The organism is Lacinutrix chionoecetis (genome assembly GCF_053604665.1).
In genome coordinates this window covers 212,175-231,713 of record NZ_JBSHNQ010000071.1, presented here as the reverse complement: position 1 = coordinate 231,713, position 19,539 = coordinate 212,175, and the positions used below count along the sequence as shown (strand labels likewise).

Here is a 19,539-nt window from a genome sequence, read left to right as displayed (position 1 = left end):
TAGTAAAAGAGAGAGGATTATCAATGTTGTCGAAGTCTAAAGCTTCACCGTATATAGTAACCTTAATTCTCTCTTTTGTTCTTTCTATTTATAGCAACAATTTACTGAGAATCAAACTTAAGTCGTATATAATTTATTGCTAGTTATAGCCTACTTAGGAAAACCCTAGTGGATTTTCTATTCGGTTTTTATTTGCTAGATTAGGTGCTTAAATCACGTAATAAACCATATACAAGACCGTTAAACGAATCTCTTCATTCTCATAAAAAAAGCACAGTCAATAAACTGTGCTTTTTGCTTTTTCTATTATGAAATTCCTGCCTTCGCAGGAATTTGTTACTCTATATATCCCATTTTACGCATCCAATCGTCGTTAAACATTTTACCAACATAACGCGACCCATGATCGTGAAATAATACCACCACCACATCGTCCTTTGTAAAGTGTTCTTTTAATTGCAACACGCCTTTAATAGCAGCTCCTGCGCTGTTACCTAAAAACATGCCTTCTTCTTTACTTAAACGCTGTGTGTACACTGCAGCATCTTTATCGGTTACTTTGGTAAAACCGTCTATAACCTCGAAATTTACGTTTTCTGGCAGGATATCTTCTCCAATACCTTCGGTTACGTACGGATAAATTTCTTTTTCATCGAAAATTCCTGTTTCATGGTATTTTTTAAATACCGAACCATAAGTATCTATTCCCCAAATTTTAATATCTGGATTTTGTTCCTTTAAATATTTCCCAACGCCAGAAATAGTACCTCCTGTACCAACACCAACTACAAAATGTGTTATTTTACCATTGGTTTGTTTCCAGATTTCTGGTCCTGTGCTTTGATAATGTGCCTTGGTATTGCTTGGGTTATCGTATTGGTTTACGTACCATGAGTTTGGTGTTTCTTCTCCTAAACGTTTTGATACCGAGTAGTAAGATCTTGGATCGTCTGGTTCCACATCTGTTGGACAAACTACAACCTCTGCTCCAACAGCACGAAGGATGTCCATTTTTTCTTTAGATTGCTTGTCGCTAATTACAAAAATACATTTGTAACCTTTTACAATGGCTGCTAATGCTAAGCCCATACCTGTGTTTCCAGAGGTTCCTTCTATAATGGTTCCGCCAGGTTGTAATCTGCCATCTGCTTCTGCGTCTTCTATCATTTGTAAAGCCATACGGTCTTTTACCGAGTTTCCTGGGTTAAAGGTTTCGTATTTAGCAAGTACCAAACACGGAAGTTCTGCCGTGAGTTTATTTATTTTTACTAATGGTGTGTTACCTATTGTTTCGAGGATGTTTTCTGCGTAAGTCATTTAATAATTTTAGTGTGGCAAAAGTAATAAAAAGGCTAAACTAAAGCGATTAAACCTTTGTTAAATTACGTGTTTTCATAATATCCCAGCGTTGGGCGTTAAAGTATTTTTTAGCGCCTCGCAGAGAACGACTGCAAAAAAAACCGACTTTAAGGCAACCTGTCTTTGCAAACTGGCAGGCAATCAAATAATACTATTTACAGGCTACTCGAAACGAATGGCCTTTACTGGAGAGATTTTAGTGATTATATAAGAGGGTAACAACAGCATGGTTAAACATAACAGGAATGTGCCAATGTTAAGTAATAAAATATAGTCGATGCTGATGTAAACAGGTATGGTTTTCATGTAATACTGTTCGGGATTTGGGAAACTTAAAAACCCAAAATATTTTTGAGCAAAAAGCAAACCTAAGCCTATAAGGTTGCCCCAAAATAAACCGACTAATATTAAGTAGATGGCATTGTAAACAAATATTTTTCGGATACTAAAATTACTGCTACCCAATGCTTTTAAAATCCCAATCATTTGTGTACGCTCCAGAATGAGGACTAATAACGCAGTAATCATATTTATACCTGCTACGAGAATCATGATACCAATAATGCCCGCAATATTTTTATCGAAAATGCCAATCCACTCGAAGATGGTAAAAAACTTGTTTTTAATTGAAGTGGTATTTAGCGTGGAGGGCGTATTTTGAAAAATGGCTTTCGCCTTTTCATCCAGCTCGTTGTAATTATCTATAAAAACTTCAAAATTGCCAACTTCGTTATTGTCCCATTTGTTAAGCCTTTGAATATGCCTGATATCGGCAATTGCAAATTGCTGGTCGAATTCTTTAAATCCAGAATTATAAATACCTACAATTTTATAGGGCAAAATTCGTGGTGCTTTATTTAGGTCTTCATTTAAAAAATAGGCATTTATTGTATCTCCTACATTTAAATCGAGCCTGTTAGCAAAATATTGCGAAAGTAAAAGGTCTTCATTTCGTTTTTGGGTGTAATCTGGCAGTTTGCCTGCTACTAAAAATTCTTCGAAATATTGCCAATTATAATCTGCTCCTACACCTTTAATCACTACACTTTCAAATGTTTCCGGTTGCCTGAAAATAGCATATTTTGTCGCTACGCCCTGCACATGAGAAACACCTTCTACGCTGGTAAATTCGGGATAAAAATCCTGATCTTTAGAAATAGGGTTCTGGCTTTCCTGCGAGTTATTAGTATCGTAATTGGTAATTATTACGTGACCGTTAAACGCTACTATCTTATCTCTTATTTTTTGTTGAAGTCCCGTTCCAGTGGCAATGGCAATCATCATAACAATAATCCCTAAGGAAATTGCTACGATTCCAATTTTTATTATTGGTGCCGATATGCTACTTTTATACGCTTTACTGTCAATAATGCGTTTAGCTATAAAGTATTCGAAATTCAATAGACTATGAGTGTACAATTAATGTGGTGTAAAAATACAGTTTTATTATTTCTTTTGTTAGGAATTTCTTGCGGAAAGACCAATAAATTTGAAGATAGAAGTGAGAAGATAGGTGTAAGAAATGAGACGTTGGAAACCATTGCCCAAAATGATGATACAACCATTATTGTTGGCGCTAACCAAACGGAAGCCTATTTGCCTTTATTAAAAGAGAAACGTGTTGGTGTGGTTGCCAACCAGACTTCGGTTATATTTACAGAGAATAGCCATTTGCATCTTGTAGATTCGCTTTTGTCTTTAGATATAGATATTAAAAAAGTGTTTGCACCAGAACATGGTTTTCGTGGTACCGCAGATGCTGGCGAAGTGATAAAAGATGGAATGGATACAAAAACCGGTTTGCCAATAGTCTCACTTTATGGTAAAAATAAAAAGCCTACCAAAGCACAATTAGCAGATTTAGATCTTGTGGTTTTCGATATACAGGATGTAGGAGCACGATTTTATACTTACATTTCTTCGCTTCACTACGTTATGGAGGCTTGTGCCGAACAAAATATTCCAATATTAATTTTAGACAGACCAAACCCAAATGGGCATTATGTAGATGGACCCATTCTTGAAAAAGAACATACCAGCTTTGTTGGCATGCACCCTATTCCTGTGGTGCATGGTATGACCATTGGCGAATATGCACAAATGATAAATGGCGAAGGCTGGCTTAATAATAACGTGAAATGTGAATTATCCGTCATTAAAGTGAAGCATTATTCACGCGATTTAGAATATAGCTTACCCATAAAGCCTTCTCCTAATTTACCAAATGATAGTGCTATAAACTTATATCCAAGTTTGTGTTTTTTCGAAGGAACAAATGTTAGCGCTGGACGTGGTACAGCTTTACAGTTTCAAATTTATGGCTCTCCGTTTTTACCAGAATCTCAATTCAAGTTTACACCAAAACCAAACGAAGGTGCTAAGTATCCAAAACACGAAAACACAGTTTGTAATGGTTTTAATTTAAACAAGACACCAAGGCTTGAGGCATTAAACTTAAGTTACTTAATAAGTGCTTATAATAGCACAGCAGACAAAAGCAAATTTTTTCTTTCAAATGGTTTTTTTACAAAATTGGCTGGTACAAAAGAGTTGCAAAAGCAAATTGAAGCTGGCGAAACCGAAGACAAAATAAAAGCCACCTGGAAAGATGGCTTAGAAAATTTTAAAAATAGGCGAGCTAAGTATTTGCTCTATAATTAATTCTGATAAGGTGTCCCGTTGGGACGTAAATTATTTGCTCTGTAATCCTCACGACTTTGTTTTTCTATAGACTCGTCGTTATTAATTATAGATAAGTTATACGTTACCTTTTTCACTTCTATTAAAGTTGTTGGTTTTTCTGGTCGTTTTGGCTTTTCTGGCTTAACAGAAGCTACATCATTTTCCTTTTCTTGTCTTAACTGTCTTGCTGCTTTTTGGGCTGCTTCTCTTTCTGCTGCCAATTCGAAAGCCGACTTTTTATTGACGTTAGTAACTTCTCTTTTATTTCTTTCTCTACTTGGTCTTTCTGGAGCAGTACGCGTATTTTTTGTTCGGTCTACCTTCGGCTTTGCCTCTGCTAAACGTGTATCGTCCACTCGTGGTGTTTTCTTAAGCGGTTTAATGTTTCGGTTAAGCAATTCTTTATCACTTAAACTCGATCTTAAAATACTTTCTTCTAAGTCTGCAATAGCGTCCTCTGGTCTTGGGATATCTTCCACACGTTTAACACCTAAGGCTATAATTTTATCCTCTCTGTAAACAGCGATGGTATATCTTCCTTTTTTAAAATGGTATAATGGAATTTTAATTTCTGGCGCATCTACATCTATAATTACCGAATCTTTTTCATCGTGACTTAAAAAAGTAACACGAAGAATATTTTTATCACTTCTAAGCGTTAAAGTATCTAACGTAAAGTTAAGAAGCTGTTCTAAACCAGCTGCTTGCTCGTTAATATTTTTTTGAATGTTCGTAAGTGCTTGTTGTTGCGAATAACTCGACCAGCTTAAAGTAAAAGCGAGCGAAAGTAGGCATAGGATTTTTAGGCGTTTCATAATCTGAAAATTTTACTATTAGTTTAATTTTTGCTAAAAAATCAATTCGTTTAGGGAAGTGTAAAAGTAAAGTATAGCGTACTAAAACGATTACATTTTATATTTAATTTAGTAGAAATTAGCCCAAAAGCCTAATTAATTCGCTAAAGTGCATTTTTATCTGCTTATCTATCCTAAAAACGTTATTTTAATAACATAAATACAAGATTTATGCCATAGTAAATTATGTTCAAAAAAGATTGAATTTCAGCTAATTAGCTTTTGTAGTGGGTTTTCTGTACTTATGAAAGGGTTGCTTAAGTAAATGTTTTAAACTGGCGTTTTCTTCGGCATTAGGAAAGGTATCCACACCATAGGTAATTTGCGACCTGTCTAAATGCATATAGGTGCCAAACAAACGGTCCCAAACGGAAAATATGTTACCATAGTTAGAATCGGTATAAGGTAACATATTATGGTGGTGGACTTTGTGCATATCTGGAGATACTAAAACGTAACTCATAATTTTATCTAACTGTCTGGGCATTTTAATATTTGCATGTGTAAATTGCGTTGCAACAAGCGATAGCGATTGGTACAACATAACAATACCTATTGGTGCTCCAATAATAAAAACACCTGTTAATGTAAATATAAAACGGATGATGCTTTCTAAAGGATGATGCCTGTTAGCTGTTGTGGTATCTACTTCGTGATCTGTATGGTGGACTAAATGCACCATCCAAAGCACTTTTACTTTATGCTCTGTATAATGCGCTAAATAAGCTCCTATAAAATCTAAAAGCAAAACACCTAAAATTACATAAAGCCATAAGGGCATTTCTGGTAACCAATTAATAATACCAAAATCATTGATAGTTACCCAATCGGCAGTTTTTAACAACAAAAAGGCCAAAGCAAAATTAACTACTATTGTTGTAAACGTAAAAAACAGATTAGGCCAGGCATGCTTCCATTTTTTATATTTGAAAGTGAATAAAGGCAGTATGCCTTCTAAAAACCAAAACAGCGTAATACCACCTACAAGTAAAATACTTCTGTGAAGTGGCGGTATGCTCTCAAAATATGTTATCAAAGACTCCAATCGTTTTTTTTGTTTAAAGATAATTAAAAAGAAACAACTTATCTTTTAGCAATGGAAATAGCGAAGTTTCACTTTTAACATGTAGGAGTTATTGCTTAATTATTTTTACCGTAGATTTAATAGCTTCACCTTCAATCTGCACAAAATACATGCCGCTGGCTAATTGTTTTAAAGATAAAGATGGCGTATTTGTATTAAAGAACTCCTTTTGAAAAAGTGTTTTACCCTTAATATCCAACACCTTGGTTTTTAATTTCTTTAGTGGACTGTTATCAATTCTAATATTTACAATATCCGTTACTGGGTTTGGATAAACCGCTACATCTACATGTGACAAAGACGTATTATTAACACTCAAAGTAGCTGTATCACCATCTAACAATGGTCTACAATCTGAAATCCATTGTGCTTTAAAAGCGGCTTTATCATTATCTGCAAAATTAATGGCTGCTTGTCCTGTAAGCTTTGTTGTAAATAAACTTGAAGGCAACACATTTTCATCGTAAAACCAGCTTGGCACAGGCTCTAAACTCATCCATAATGCCACATTATTTCCGCTGTTAGGATCAATATCTCCAAGAACATTAGTTATGTTTTGAGGATTATTAACTGTAGGATTAACTTCCCATCCAAACACACAATTTGTTATCAACATTTTTGGCATGGTATAACTGCTTGAGGTTTTAAATATTGTTGCAGTATCATGAGGTTTAGCATCGGTATACCAATATGGTGTTAAATAAATATGTACGTTATCCATTGTAACCTGTTTGCCTGTTCCGTCTGATGTGGTGTCACCACTTACAGGACGCATACTTATACCTACAAATGCATTTTCGAATAAACAATTTTCTAATGTTACCGATTTAAGCTGATCGTTCTCAACAGAATCATCGCGAATGTTGGAAATCCAACAATTTCTAAAAGTTGTATCCTCACTGTTAGAAGAACGTAAGCCATCCCAAACACGATCTGCTCTAATCTCCTCAACGGTTATGTTATTAGATTGGCGGGCAAGAAAAGCTGTACCGTTTAAATATGATGGTCCCCATTCTGAAGTTAAGGACGTGTAGCCTTTAATTCTCGCTCTGCGAAAAGTAGTTCCACTTTGCTGATATAATTGTATAGGGTAAGTTTTAGTAACTGCAGAACCTGTATTTGCAGGATTAGCTGTGGTTGGATCGTTTGGATACTGACCATTGTTTTGAAAAACCCAAAAGGCATCATAGCCATCAATGAGCATATTATCTACAGCTCCAGGAGCAGGACGATATTCCTGAATTGAACCTGAATCTGGGTTATTAGCATCCCAGTTTGCACTATAATCCTGAGTTAATACAATATCGGCAACCGGATTGTTAGGTGGTGTACAGGTAGTCTGTGACCAGGAGATAAAACTAATAAAAACGGTTGTTAAAAAAGTTAATAAACGAAAAATTCGTGCAGCAAAACTATTAGTTAAATGCTTCATAATAAGTAGGTTTTGGGTTTCTTCTTACAAATATATTTAAAATATTTTCTTACACCTAATAAAAACTTTAGGCAATTGGTTTTTTAAATGTCTAATCTCTTCTTCATTTTCTCAACGATATTGAAAGCTGCCGGACAAATAGCGACATTTTTTAAAGTGATATTAGCTATTTGCTGAAACTTTTTTCTGTCTGTATGTGGGAACTCTCTGCACGCTTTTGGTCTTACCTCGTAAATTGAACAATAATTATCTGCACCTAAAAAGGTACATGGCACACTTTGCAAAACATAATCGTTATCTTCATCTACACGTAAAAACTGTGTTATAAATTGTTGGGTTTTCATTTTAAAATGTTTGGCAATCCTGTTCACATCTTTATCTGTAAATAACGGCCCAGTAGTTTTACAACAATTTGCACATGTTAAACAATCGGTTTGTTTAAATTCTTCCTCATGCAATTCCTGCATGATATAATCTAATTTTTTTGGTGGCTTTTTTTTAAGCTTTGTAAAAAAGCTTTTGTTCTCCTTATGCTTATCTTTGGCATGCTTTGGGAGATTATCTATAATGTCTTGCATGGCGTAAAAATAAGTTTTTTAGATATTATAAAGTAAGAACTTTAAAATAGAAACTAATAATTAACACATTGTACAGACAAAGTCCCTCAATTAATATACTATGAAAAAAGATCTATTTGGAAAAGCCTTACTCGATTTCTATAATAATAATTCTCCGGAAGATATTATTACAGCAACAAATATTTCTGGTGAAGATGTGTTGCCTGTTGATTATTTATTTAGAGATTTTAGTAACATGCCAAAAATTGAACAAAAAGCACTCACGCTTTGTAAAGGCTCAGTTTTAGATGTTGGTTGCGGTGCTGGTAGCCATAGTTTATGGCTTCAGGAACAAGAGCTTACAGTCAAGGCTATAGATGTTTCTAAAGGAGCTATTAAAGTTTGTAAGGCACGTGGTGTTCTTAATGCCGAATTGAAAGCCCTTTTAGACGAAAAACAGACGTTTGATACCATTTTGCTTTTAATGAATGGAACAGGTATTTTTCAAACTATAAAAAAGATACCAGAGTATTTAGAGCATTTGAAGAGTTTATTAAACAACAATGGCCAAATTCTTATTGACTCCAGTGACATTAAATACATGTTTGAAGACGAAGATGGTGGTTTTTGGCAAGACTTAAATTCGGGTTACTATGGCGAGCTCGATTATTTTTTAAGCTATAAAGGTGAAAAGGAATCACCCATGAAGTGGCTATATCTCGATTTTAGTACTTTAAATATTGCCTGCGCTTCTGTTGGTTTGCAGTGCGAAAAGGTTATTGAAGGCGAGCATTTCGATTATTTGGCAAGATTATTTGTTTAGGCAAATTGCTTTATAAATTATAACCTTTTTCAGATAAGGTTGCAATAGCACCTCGATAGACATCGCTACTCCACATCTCTGCTATTTTACTCATCGAATTATTCATAGAATCTTGCGATTCTGTTATTTTTCTACCTGTATCGCTTTTATAAAATTCGTTTAAAACAGCTTTATCACTCTCTGTTAGCGCTTCTTTTTTAAACATATTTTTTCCTGCTTTCGAGGCATACAAGGTGTTCATGTTTTTAACATCTTCATGCGTAAAATGCCCTCTGTATGCAGACACTATCATTTGTGCCAATTCATCCATTGCTGCTTTTTTACCCTTTTTAATATCTGCCCAAACAGTGTCTGGCACATTCTCGTCCTTAAACTGCACTTTTAACATGTCGTACATTTGCTCCATGACATCTTCGTAGTAAGACATGGTACCATTACTTGTAATGCACTTTTTTACATCTGCACTATATGCATCTACTTGTGCAAAAGACTGGATTGAAAAAGTTAAAAAAAGAATAATAGCAGCTAATTTTTTCATTTTATAATGTTTTATATTTTTCTTTAAATCTCAATTATTGTGCCACACCATTAATGTATGTTTTTTGCACTGTTGTTAAAGGTAATTTTTCTTCAGGAATTTCCATAATATTCTGATTTAAAATTACATAATCGGCAAATTTACCAGTCTCTATACTTCCTTTTTCATCCTCTTCAAAATTTGCATATGCTGCCCAAATAGTCATTCCTTTTAACGTTTCTTCTCTTGACAGTCCATTTTCTTTCTGGAACCCATTTTCCGGATAGCCTTTTGTGTCTTTTCTGGCAACTGCCGCATAAAAAGTTAAAAACGGATTCACCTGTTCTACAGGAAAATCGGTTCCTAAGGCTACTTTTCCGCTTTTTTCCAACAACGTCTTATAGGCATAAGCTCCTTTTACACGTTCTTCTCCTACTCTATCTTTTGCCCAGTACATATCGCTTGTGGCATGTGTTGGCTGTATGGAAGGAATTATGTTTTCATTTTTAAAATAATCGAAATCATTATCTGTAATTACCTGCGCATGCTCCACTCTCCAGCGTCGATTATTCTGGCTTGCTAAGGTCTTCTCGTAAGTTTGCAACACAAAGCGGTTGGCAGAATCTCCAATGGCATGCGTATTCATCTGGTAGCCTGCTTTTGCTATTCTGGTAGCTAAATTTTTATAGTCTTCTGTGCCAATAACCATTGCACCAAAGTGATTATGCTCATCGCTATAAGGTGCTTTTAAAGCAGCTCCTCGTGAGCCCAATGCGCCATCTGCATACACTTTAACGGATTGCACATTTAATTTTTCGGTTTTAATTTTACCTTTATTTAGGTAATAATCGAGGTTTTCTTGTTTATTGCTAATCATAGCGTATACTCGCATATGCAATACATTAGCTTGTTGCAAACTGTCTATTAACTCTATAACGTCTTTGTCTAATCCTGCATCACTTACGGTTGTTAAACCTAATTTTGTACAAATGGTTTGCGCTTCTAGTAAGGCATCAATTTTTTGCTGATGTGTAGGTTTAGGAAATATAGCCTCTACCAATTCCATAGGATTATCTATTAAAATTCCTGTAAGTTTACCGTTATCGGTTTTAATTTCACCTCCAGAAAATTTAGTTTTTGCTGTAATATTAGCCAAATCTAATGCTGCCTGATTACACAACATAGCATGACCATCAACTCGTGTTAAAGCCACAGGAATATCTGGATACAATTTATCTAAAAGGTTTTTATCTGGATAGGTTTTATCTTCCCAATCGTTTTGATCCCAACCTCTACCAATAATAAATTTGGTCTCTTTTTTATTTTGAAAATCGATAACCCGCTTCATAACCTCCTCGAAACTTGTAGTACCAACCAAATTAACTGTATTTGTATTTAAACCTAAGCCGTAAAAATGACAGTGCGCATCTATTAATCCAGGTACGATGGTTTGTCCATTAGCATCAATTATGTCCTTAGCCGAATAGTCTTTTTGAATGGCTGAAGTACTACCAACAGCAACAAATTTTCCGTCTTTAATTGCAAATGCTTCCGCTTTACTAAAATTTGAATCTACCGTATAAACGTTTGCGTTTATTACTATTGAATCGACTTCGGTTTTATCTTTATTACAACTTAAAACAGTTAGCAATATTAGAGTTAGAAAGAGGTGCTTCATCTTAATTATTTTTTTGGAGCATAAATATAGGAATAAAAAAAACGCCTTCGTAATGTGAAAACGTTTAAGATATTTTTCAATGAGATTTAAAGTTAATCAATAATACTAAATATTAAAAATCAAATTTATACGTGGCTCCAGCTAAAATCTGGATGCCTTGCACTGGTGTGTTCTGCCATTTTGTATACTTTTCTCCAATAAGGTTATTGCCTTTTAAAAACACAGCTATTCTATCGTTTACATGGTATCCTGCGTGTACATTTGCATCGAAATAACTGTCTAAAGTTATTTTAGAGGAAACAAAAGCGGTTGGAAAAGCGGTATCAAAACTTGTAAATAAATCGTCGCGCTCGCCTACAAAGTATAAATTTGCGCCAGTAAACCATTGTTCGTTAATTTGATAATCCATAAACAACGTCCCTTTTACATCTGGTAAGTTCCAGGCTTCAGCTTCATTTTTTGGATTATAAACAAAATATTCGCCTTTAATGCCCAAGGTAAAGTTTCTATTTACATCAATATTTAATTCTCCCGCTAAACCCAAGGTAGATACATCGTCGTAAGTAACTTGAAACGAGTTACCATAGGTATAATCTTCTTCGGTTTCGGTAATTGCATTATTTAAAAATAAGGCTTTCCCTTTTTCAGATTTATAACTTCCTGAAACCGAGTAGCCAATGGTGTTAGATAATTTTCCTTTTAATCCTGCATAGGCATTAAATTGCTGGTCTGTTGGTGCAATAAACAACGTTGGTGATACAAACGGGTTTTCGGTAGCAAATCCATAATAAGAATTTTGTGTTAACCCTCCTTTTACACCACCAAATGCAATAACAACATCGTCCACCAAACGGTAACTTGCGCTTACATTTGGATAGATGTAGAATTTACTTTCACTGGCTTCTGTATCGTTTAAATAGGTTAGGGTTACACCAAGATTAACGGTTAAATCGTCTTTATTTAATTGGTATGTTGGCGAAACTCCAAATTGAATATTCCCATAGTTAATCTCATCTTCGGTAAAATAATTTCTATCGAAACTACCGCCCAGATAATCTAAACTTACCACTGTAGCAATTAACTCGTCTTGAACAGGAATATCTACTTCACCACTTAGCTTAAACCTGTTCTCTCCAGAGCCTTGATTATCGCCAAAACGTCTAAATAGTGCTTCTGCGCCTTTAAAAATACTGTCTTCGAAATTTACTTCTCCAGACAGGTGTGCATTTGTAAAACTATGACCAACATCTAAAGCATCGGCATCCATTTGGTCGAATAACGGTTGTGGTAATCCGTACCAATTGTAAGACTGTAAGCCAAAACCTCCTGCGATGTTCCAATCGAAATCCTTATTACGCTGGCTATAGGTTAAATCTATTTTAGAATCTATAAAATCGTCGTCTGTTAACACGCCATCAATACCTCCTCCTGAAGAATGATGACCAACATGTGCGCTAATATTTTCGCCACTACTAAGCTCATGGTTTAAATAAACCTCACCTAAAATAGTGGTGTAAGATCCTACAGCTAGAGTTGCAAAATTATCGAATAATTTTACTTTTTTAGCTTTATCAACAACTGCAGCCTTGCCTTTTGCAGGTGTAAATGTCGACGCTACCGGAAATGAAAAGATATTGTATTTCACTTCTTTTTTAGTTGCTGTAGCCTCATCATCCAATGTTGGTATTTCTTTTACTTTAAAAGCATCTGAAATGGTAGGTGAATACGGCTTAATTACATTTATTACATCTGGATTTAAGGTATCCTGTCCGCGTTCTTGTGCAAAAATTACCGTTGTAATTAATACTGCTAAGAGTAAAAAGAATTGCTTTTTTTGAAACATATATGCTTGTTTGTATAATTTTTATTGAAACCTATTAAGTCTTCGAATTTTAAGTACGAAACCTCTATTGTTAACTAAAACCTAATCTTCGGTTTCTACCGAAGCGTTTGTTTTTGCTTGTTCTGTTTTTATTTTATTTAATTCCTGTTGCGCTTCGGCTACTACTTCTGGAAAGTCATTAAAATTTTTAATGACGCTTTCTAAAATGTATGTTGCCTGAAAAGCATCACCTAAAGCGTTCTGGTTTTTAGCCATAATAATCAAACCTTTAGCGCCATAATATTTATAACCAGAATAATCTTTTGCCAAACGTTGCACCACAGTATTAGATGCCGCATAACTGCCTTCTTTATTTTTAAAATAAGCATTGTAATACAAGGCTTCTGCTGCGGTTTCTCCTGTTGCAGTTAGTTCTACTTTTGCATATGCTGCTTTAGCCTTTGCTTCATCATTGGTTTTCATTGCAGAACGTGCTATAATTACGTGTGCATCACTTTTAACTTTATTATCTAAGTTTGGATTGGTGAGTACTTTTTCGGCGTAAGCAACAGCTTCATTATATTTTTTTAACTGATAATTTGCCTGCATTAAATTAGATTGTGCGAACACGCTATTTTGAGGAAAATTAGCTTCTGTTTCCAAGCGCTTTAAAATTGGGATTGCTTCTCCCCAATTTTTCTGGTCTAAAATAATTTGAGACAAACGTAATAATGCTTCTTCGGTAAATTCGCTTTGCGAAGCACTAACTACAGCTTGATAATGCGGTTTTGCATTTTCTTTTAAATCTTTTTTAAAGTACAATTGCGCCAAATAAAAATGCGATTGGTTGGCATGCAATCCGTTTTTAAACTCATTTAAATAATTGTTAAATAATTTAATTGCTTGGTTTGTGTTACCATCTAAATATTGTTTTTCGGCAGATTGATACGTGGCATTGTCTAAATCTGCATCTGTAACTTCTATATAATCCAACGTTTGTACCCAAGTAGCATAATCGTCTACACGACCCAAGTCAATATAAATTAACCGTGCAGTTGCCACAGCCTGATTTGCTTCTGGAGAATTAGGGAAATCTCCAGCCACTTTTTTAAACTTGGTTAAGGCTTGCTCATTCTGGCTCTTGTTATAGTACACTAAACCTTGACGTAACAAGGTTTTAGAGATAAAAGAACTTCCATTATATTCTGAAATTAAGCGATTATACATGGTCATGCCTTTATCTGCATCACCAGATTTTACATATTCATTACCCAAGGTGTACATGGCATCGTCTCGCAATTTGGATTGTGGATATTGTGATATAAAACGCTCCAGCTCCGAAATTTTTTGATTGGTTTTACCTAAATACCCATAGCTCATCGCTTTTTGAAAGAATGCATAATCGGCTTCAATAACGCTAAGACTTAAAGCCTCGCTATACATAGTGATGGCATTTTCGTAAACGCTGGTTACAAAATAACAATCTGCCAAACGCAAATAAGCATCGTTTAACCTTACTTTATCGTCTTTTCTATTTGTGGTAAAGCTTTTAAAGTTATTAATGGCCTGATTGTAGTTTTTTTGTTTAAAATAGGTATACGCTAAATTATAATCTAAATTTTTATATTCTGGTGTTTGGTCGGCTTCAGTTTGTTGCTGAAATTGCTTAAAACCAATTAAAGCATCGTCGTAATTTGTTAAATTATAATCTGTTTCTGCTTTCCAAAAGGTTGCTCTGGCAGTATATTTTGCATCTTGCTGTTCGCTTAACGAAGCGTCGAACATTTTTTCTGCGTCCATATAATTGCTCTCGTTAAACAACTCTATTCCTCTGTAATAAGCTACTTTTTGGTATGCCACTTTGTTTTCGAAACTCTTTTTTCCTTTTAACAACTCTAAGGCTTCTTTATAGTTTTTAGACGTTATGTACGAGTCTATAAGTAACGTTTCCAGTTCTTCTCTATAACTGGTCTCTGGATATTTATCTAAATAACCAGCCAAAATTTGTGGTACAGATTGGTAGGGATTACCAATCTCGTAACTAATTTTAGCATAATTTAACCACGCATCTTCCTGGATTTTTAAATCGTAATCCATTTGCGATGCATTTCTAAAGGCATTTAAAGCTTCTTGCTTTTTGTCTAAATTCACATAACTTTCTCCTAAATGATAGTAGGCATTTTGGGCAACACTATTATTTCCGTCTATGATTTTATTAAATTCTGAAACCGCTTTTTCGTAATGGTTTTGTTTGTAATGCGCATAACCTAATTGGTAATAATCTGTGTTATTCCACTTTCCTTTTTTACCTTGATACTCACTTAAATACGGGATTGCTTCTGCGAATTGCTCTAAATTAAAATAACTTTCACCAACAATTTTATTTAATTCGGACGTTTCATTTCTGTCGTTGGTTTTACTTAATTGTGCTTTTGCCAGCTCGATAGCTTTTTCAAATTTGCCCAATTTAAAATTTAAATCGGCTTGATAATAACTTAGTTTCTCCTTGTATTTTTCTTCTTCTCCTACTTGATTAAAATACTCATTAGCTTTGTCGTAATCATCGCCTTCGTAAGCCATGAAACCAATATAATATTTGGCTTGTGAGCCGTACTTTTGAGAGTTTTCCACTCTGTTTAAATACTTTTTAGCCTCCTTATAATTTTTAGCTGAAAAAGCAGTATATCCACGATTAAAATTAAATTTCTCGCGTTCTGCTCTCGACAAGGAATTCTCATCTACTTTACTGTACCATTTTTCGGCGTAAGCAAATTTTTCATTTTCAAAATAATAATCTGCAACATCTACAAAGGCAGTGTTTCTTTTAGTACTTGTTGGGTATTCCTCTACAAATTCTTCTATTAAACTATCGGCGTTTTTCTGGTTTAAACGTACCGCGCAATTAGCAATGTAATAAGTACAATCTGCTTCGATGGCTTCAGAATCAGTTGTTTTTTTTATGTCTCTAAAAACGGCTTGAGACGCTAAGTATTGCTGGCTGTTATAAAGTGATAATGCCTTTTGGTATGCTACAAAATCGTTAGTATAAGTAGCAGATTGTTGTGCAAGAGCCACCAACACAAAACATAGTGCAGCGAATAGTGAAAAAATATGTTTTTTAGTCATAGACTATTTGTTTTTAATTTAGAAATCAAAGATAAATTAATCCTAATATGATAACGTTAGAAATTTGTTATAATTGTTTTTGCATTTCATCTTAAAGGTGAAAAAAGGCTCAATTATTTAAATTTGCTATGTTGTTTAATTAGCGGATTAAATAAAAATATTAAGGCGGCAAATACAATCCAGTCGAAATAAAAGGTATAGCGGTCTATGGAATGTACCACCATGGCAATTATAGCATTATTAGCGAATTTAAGTACGATTACCATTATTAAAAACATAAAGCGATACTCTGAAGTTTTAATAAATAGCCACACGCTATAAACCAAAACTAAAAGCAGCATTATTAAAACAGCCTTACCTCCTACTCCTTTCGTAAAGCTTCGCCTTACGTGGTGTACCCAATCTTTAAAATTAGCTTTTAACAGTGGTAAGAACATTTTACTTGTCATTTCATCAACTTTGTACTGCTGCTCATATTCGTTGAAACCCTTAGCTGCATAATAATCCATATTATATTGATGTACAGTTGCGTTACATATTTTAGTGAAATTCCTTTCGAAAAACATATATAAAGGCTGCTTATCTTTAGATGCGTACTGCAAAGTTAATCGCTTAGATTCCAATATATTGAATGTGCGCTTAAAAAACGCCTTTTCTTCTTCAGTTTTAAAAACTGAAACGTCCTCGCTTTGGGCAAGATAAAATGGTGCAGCAATAAAATGCACATAGGTCATTGCATAATTTTTGTATTGATCTATTGTTATTTTATTATAAAGACGTTCCGAAAAACTTATTAATACTGGAATTAGAGCCACGAGGATTACAGCTAAAACTCCTTTTTTATATGTTTTACATTTATAAATCATGTAAGCTATAACTAATACAAAAACAGGAATAAAAACTATAAACTGACCTCTAGTAAATTGAAGCAAAAACAACACAGCCATCGCTTTCCACAGTGCAGAAAATGATTTGTATTTTAAAGCTTGAAACAACAACGCTATTAAAAATAAAACTAGCGGAAATGCTAAAGCTTCGGATAAGATTTTATTTACCGCATAATACCAGATTATTGCATTTGCCAACAATACAAACTGAAAAACTACTACGCTGTAAGCATGTAATTTTAAGCTTTTGTAAAGCGTTTTAAGTAAGAAATGGATTGCCAAAACTAATATTAGATATTGTGCAATAAGCACTGGCGTTTCATACCAATTACCAAACACTATTGTGAAACACTTTAAAAAGACAGCATACACTGGAGACCTGTTTATTGCCATGTCTAAAAACGCATAACTATCTGGATAGTAAATTGGCCCTATTATTAAAACGAAAATACCTGCAAGCAAATAAATAAGTAGATATAAAAAACGAGAATGTTTAGGTAGTTGCTTTAACATGGAATATAAATTACCAAACAAAATTAACATTTAGTTTTTAATTAATAGCCGAAAATATTTATCTGTCATTTTTTTTCATTTTCTTTGTTTATCTATATTCAAAATATCAATACTCTTTTATGTCTCAACCAGTTTTAGAATTTAAAAATGCATCTATATTTCAAGGTAACAGCTTAGTATTAGCTAATGTGGATGTAAAAATTAACAAAGGTGATTTTGTTTATCTAATTGGTAAAACGGGCTCTGGTAAGAGTAGCTTTATGAAGACCTTGTATGCAGACATTCCATTAAAGGAAGGCGAAGGTAATATTGTAGATTTTAATTTAAAAACGCTAAAAGAAAAGGACATTCCTTATTTAAGACGCAAGTTAGGTGTTGTTTTTCAAGACTTTAAATTGTTAACAGACAGAACCGTTAATGCCAATTTAGAATTTGTTTTAAAAGCTACTGGCTGGAAAGATAAGACTGCTATGGCAACAAGAATGGAAGAGGTTTTAAATAAGGTTGGTATGAAAACTACTGGTTTTAAATTCCCTCATGAATTATCTGGAGGCGAGCAGCAGCGTGTAGCGATTGCACGAGCGCTATTAAACAACCCAGAACTTATTCTTGCCGATGAGCCTACTGGAAATCTTGACCCACAAACCAGTGTTGAAATCATGGAGGTGTTGCAAGAAATTAATAAAAACGGTAACACCATTTTAATGGCTACCCATGATTATGCTTTGCTTTTAAAATACCCAAGTAAAACTTTAAAATGTGATGAAAATCAGGTTTTTGAAGTGGTACAGCGAAAAGTTTAATAAATAGCTTTACAGTTTATGCTAAAATGCATTTACCTTTAATTTTAAAGGCTTATTTACTATTGCTTCACTTTAAAACAGTATTTTTAATCTCGAAATTACTTATGCTTTCAGTTTTAATCCCAACATATAATTATGATGTCTCACAATTAATTGCAACTATTAATTCGCAATTAATTAATAGTACTATTGCCTTCGAAATCATTGTTTTAGAAGACGGTAGCTCCACAAATATTAACACCAATAACCAGTTAATTAACACAACTATTATTGTAAATAAAAATAATGTTGGACGCGTTAAAGCGCGACAAGCACTTGCTTCTCATGCATCTTACGATTGGTTATTATTTTTAGATGCCGATGTTTTACCAAAATCTGAACATTTTATTGCTAACTACATACATGCAATTGTACTAAAATACGATGCTTATTTTGGTGGTTTTGCCTATTATAAAACTAAGCCTCCTACTGAATTTATACTACGTTGGAAATATGGTAAGGCCAAAGAACAGGTTTTAGCCAACAAGAGAAACCAGAGACCATACAAGGTTATTATCTCGGCTAATTATTTGATTAAGAAATCTGTTTTTAATACTGTTAATTCGAAAATTACAGACACTAAGAGCTACGGTTTCGACACCTATTTTGGAGCACTATTACAAGAATATGCCATAAAAATTTGGCACTTAGATAACGAAGTTTATCATTTAGGGATTGAAAAAAGCGAAGCGTATTTAAAAAAGGTTGACCAAGCAACGTTAACCTTACTACATTTTTATAATACCGAAGCTATAGACAGCCATAGTAACGACTTGCTACACTTTTTTTTAAGCGTTAAAAAGTTTAGAATGCTTTGGCTTTTTAGTGGTTTTTATCGTGTTTTTAATAAAACAATGCGACAGCATCTGTTAGGAAGCCATCCTTCAATTTTAATTTTACAATTTTATAAAATAAGTTTTATGTGCTATGCATATAAACAAGGCATTACTGCTTAGATTTTAAAAACGAAGGATAATCTCTAATGTAATCGGCTTCATCAAACATTTCCGAGGCCAATACCAAACATACTGCTCCAGAAGAAAAGTTATCCAGTTCTCGCCATATGCCATCTACTATTAGCAAGCCTTTGTCTGGCTTATTAAGCGTTATTGTTTTGGTATTGTTACCATCTTTTACGACCACATCAAAACTTCCGCTTAAAGCCACTAACAGTTCTTGGCAATCAATGTGAGAATGCCCTCCTCTACTGGCATCGCTTGGCACATCGAACAAATAATACGTGCGCTTAACTTTGTAGGGTAAAACATTGCCTTCAATAACGCATAAATTACCTCTGCGTTTTTTATCGATAATTTTCGGGATATCTATTAAAGCTACGTTTTCTATTGTAGTGTGTTTCATC

The 19,539-nt window shown here is 34.1% G+C and carries 16 protein-coding genes; 4 read left to right on the top strand and 12 right to left on the bottom strand.

Going from position 1 to position 19,539, the window contains the following annotated elements; translation table 11 throughout:
• Positions 1-336: 336 nt before the first annotated feature.
• Both ACVC43_RS06505 and ACVC43_RS06500 read right to left on the bottom strand, forming a co-directional pair.
• Positions 337-1,317 carry a PLP-dependent cysteine synthase family protein gene (locus ACVC43_RS06505; RefSeq protein ID WP_452223763.1) on the bottom strand — a complete coding sequence of 327 codons (981 nt, stop codon included), beginning with the start codon at positions 1,315-1,317 and terminating at the stop codon, positions 337-339.
• 204 nt (positions 1,318-1,521) lie between these two features.
• Positions 1,522-2,760 (bottom strand): ABC transporter permease, encoded by a 1,239-nt coding sequence (locus tag ACVC43_RS06500; protein ID WP_452223762.1) that lies wholly within the window; start codon positions 2,758-2,760, stop codon positions 1,522-1,524.
• A gap of 6 nt (positions 2,761-2,766) precedes the next feature.
• On the opposite strand from ACVC43_RS06500, the gene ACVC43_RS06495 reads away from it, so the two are divergent.
• On the top strand, positions 2,767-4,020 hold the full coding sequence (locus ACVC43_RS06495) for an exo-beta-N-acetylmuramidase NamZ family protein (protein WP_452223761.1): 1,254 nt from the start codon (positions 2,767-2,769) through the stop codon (positions 4,018-4,020).
• Here the strand turns inward: ACVC43_RS06495 and ACVC43_RS06490 are convergent.
• The 4 genes from ACVC43_RS06490 to ACVC43_RS06475 all read right to left on the bottom strand — a co-directional run bounded on the left by ACVC43_RS06490 (position 4,017) and on the right by ACVC43_RS06475 (position 7,989).
• A complete protein-coding gene (locus ACVC43_RS06490; RefSeq protein WP_452223760.1) occupies positions 4,017-4,856 on the bottom strand; it encodes a hypothetical protein in 840 nt (279 codons plus the stop codon). The two genes, ACVC43_RS06495 and ACVC43_RS06490, sit on opposite strands and share 4 nt — an antisense overlap.
• Before the next feature lie 250 nt (positions 4,857-5,106).
• Entirely contained in the window at positions 5,107-5,940 is an 834-nt protein-coding gene (locus ACVC43_RS06485) for a sterol desaturase family protein (RefSeq protein ID WP_452223759.1), read from the bottom strand.
• A gap of 88 nt (positions 5,941-6,028) precedes the next feature.
• The gene (locus tag ACVC43_RS06480) at positions 6,029-7,411 is read right to left on the bottom strand and encodes a T9SS type A sorting domain-containing protein (protein WP_452223758.1); all 1,383 of its coding nucleotides are present in this window, start codon (positions 7,409-7,411) and stop codon (positions 6,029-6,031) included.
• An 83-nt stretch (positions 7,412-7,494) separates the two neighbouring features.
• A complete protein-coding gene (locus tag ACVC43_RS06475; RefSeq protein WP_452223757.1) occupies positions 7,495-7,989 on the bottom strand; it encodes a YkgJ family cysteine cluster protein in 495 nt (164 codons plus the stop codon).
• A 100-nt stretch (positions 7,990-8,089) separates the two neighbouring features.
• Here ACVC43_RS06475 and ACVC43_RS06470 point away from each other — a divergent pair, with 100 nt between their 5' ends.
• A complete protein-coding gene (locus ACVC43_RS06470; protein WP_452223756.1) occupies positions 8,090-8,791 on the top strand; it encodes a class I SAM-dependent methyltransferase in 702 nt (233 codons plus the stop codon).
• A 10-nt stretch (positions 8,792-8,801) separates the two neighbouring features.
• Here ACVC43_RS06470 and ACVC43_RS06465 read toward each other — a convergent pair whose 3' ends face one another.
• From ACVC43_RS06465 to ACVC43_RS06445, 5 genes are all read right to left on the bottom strand, one after another.
• Positions 8,802-9,329 carry a DUF2059 domain-containing protein gene (locus ACVC43_RS06465; protein WP_452223755.1) on the bottom strand — a complete coding sequence of 176 codons (528 nt, stop codon included), beginning with the start codon at positions 9,327-9,329 and terminating at the stop codon, positions 8,802-8,804.
• A 34-nt stretch (positions 9,330-9,363) separates the two neighbouring features.
• Positions 9,364-10,986, bottom strand: a complete 1,623-nt coding sequence (locus ACVC43_RS06460) for an amidohydrolase (RefSeq protein ID WP_452223754.1) — start codon at positions 10,984-10,986, stop codon at positions 9,364-9,366.
• Between the two features lie 112 nt (positions 10,987-11,098).
• Positions 11,099-12,829: a TonB-dependent receptor gene (locus ACVC43_RS06455; protein WP_452223753.1), complete on the bottom strand. Its 1,731-nt coding sequence runs from the start codon at positions 12,827-12,829 to the stop codon at positions 11,099-11,101.
• An 81-nt stretch (positions 12,830-12,910) separates the two neighbouring features.
• Entirely contained in the window at positions 12,911-15,934 is a 3,024-nt protein-coding gene (locus ACVC43_RS06450; protein WP_452223752.1) for a tetratricopeptide repeat protein, read from the bottom strand.
• 113 nt (positions 15,935-16,047) lie between these two features.
• Positions 16,048-17,334 (bottom strand): hypothetical protein, encoded by a 1,287-nt coding sequence (locus ACVC43_RS06445; protein ID WP_452223751.1) that lies wholly within the window; start codon positions 17,332-17,334, stop codon positions 16,048-16,050.
• A 119-nt stretch (positions 17,335-17,453) separates the two neighbouring features.
• Here ACVC43_RS06445 and ACVC43_RS06440 point away from each other — a divergent pair, with 119 nt between their 5' ends.
• Positions 17,454-18,137 (top strand): cell division ATP-binding protein FtsE, encoded by a 684-nt coding sequence (locus ACVC43_RS06440; protein ID WP_452223750.1) that lies wholly within the window; start codon positions 17,454-17,456, stop codon positions 18,135-18,137.
• A gap of 104 nt (positions 18,138-18,241) precedes the next feature.
• Positions 18,242-19,132 (top strand): glycosyltransferase family 2 protein, encoded by an 891-nt coding sequence (locus ACVC43_RS06435; RefSeq protein WP_452223749.1) that lies wholly within the window; start codon positions 18,242-18,244, stop codon positions 19,130-19,132.
• Here the strand turns inward: ACVC43_RS06435 and ACVC43_RS06430 are convergent.
• On the bottom strand, positions 19,122-19,538 hold the full coding sequence (locus ACVC43_RS06430) for a sugar 3,4-ketoisomerase (protein WP_452223748.1): 417 nt from the start codon (positions 19,536-19,538) through the stop codon (positions 19,122-19,124). The two genes, ACVC43_RS06435 and ACVC43_RS06430, sit on opposite strands and share 11 nt — an antisense overlap.
• Between the last annotated feature and the right edge of the window lies 1 nt (position 19,539).

Bases quoted from the DNA above. Each gene is read 5' to 3' on its own strand.
- ACVC43_RS06490 (WP_452223760.1), bottom strand. From the start codon at position 4,856: ATGAAACGCCTAAAAATCCTATGCCTACTTTCGCTCGCTTTTACTTTA.
- ACVC43_RS06465 (WP_452223755.1), bottom strand. From the start codon at position 9,329: ATGAAAAAATTAGCTGCTATTATTCTTTTTTTAACTTTTTCAATCCAG.
- ACVC43_RS06460 (WP_452223754.1), bottom strand. From the start codon at position 10,986: ATGAAGCACCTCTTTCTAACTCTAATATTGCTAACTGTTTTAAGTTGT.
- ACVC43_RS06430 (WP_452223748.1), bottom strand. From the start codon at position 19,538: ATGAAACACACTACAATAGAAAACGTAGCTTTAATAGATATCCCGAAA.
- ACVC43_RS06480 (WP_452223758.1), bottom strand. From the start codon at position 7,411: ATGAAGCATTTAACTAATAGTTTTGCTGCACGAATTTTTCGTTTATTA.
- ACVC43_RS06435 (WP_452223749.1), top strand. From the start codon at position 18,242: ATGCTTTCAGTTTTAATCCCAACATATAATTATGATGTCTCACAATTA.
- ACVC43_RS06505 (WP_452223763.1), bottom strand. From the start codon at position 1,317: ATGACTTACGCAGAAAACATCCTCGAAACAATAGGTAACACACCATTA.
- ACVC43_RS06445 (WP_452223751.1), bottom strand. From the start codon at position 17,334: ATGTTAAAGCAACTACCTAAACATTCTCGTTTTTTATATCTACTTATT.
- ACVC43_RS06470 (WP_452223756.1), top strand. From the start codon at position 8,090: ATGAAAAAAGATCTATTTGGAAAAGCCTTACTCGATTTCTATAATAAT.
- ACVC43_RS06440 (WP_452223750.1), top strand. From the start codon at position 17,454: ATGTCTCAACCAGTTTTAGAATTTAAAAATGCATCTATATTTCAAGGT.
- ACVC43_RS06475 (WP_452223757.1), bottom strand. From the start codon at position 7,989: ATGCAAGACATTATAGATAATCTCCCAAAGCATGCCAAAGATAAGCAT.
- ACVC43_RS06455 (WP_452223753.1), bottom strand. From the start codon at position 12,829: ATGTTTCAAAAAAAGCAATTCTTTTTACTCTTAGCAGTATTAATTACA.
- ACVC43_RS06450 (WP_452223752.1), bottom strand. From the start codon at position 15,934: ATGACTAAAAAACATATTTTTTCACTATTCGCTGCACTATGTTTTGTG.
- ACVC43_RS06495 (WP_452223761.1), top strand. From the start codon at position 2,767: ATGAGTGTACAATTAATGTGGTGTAAAAATACAGTTTTATTATTTCTT.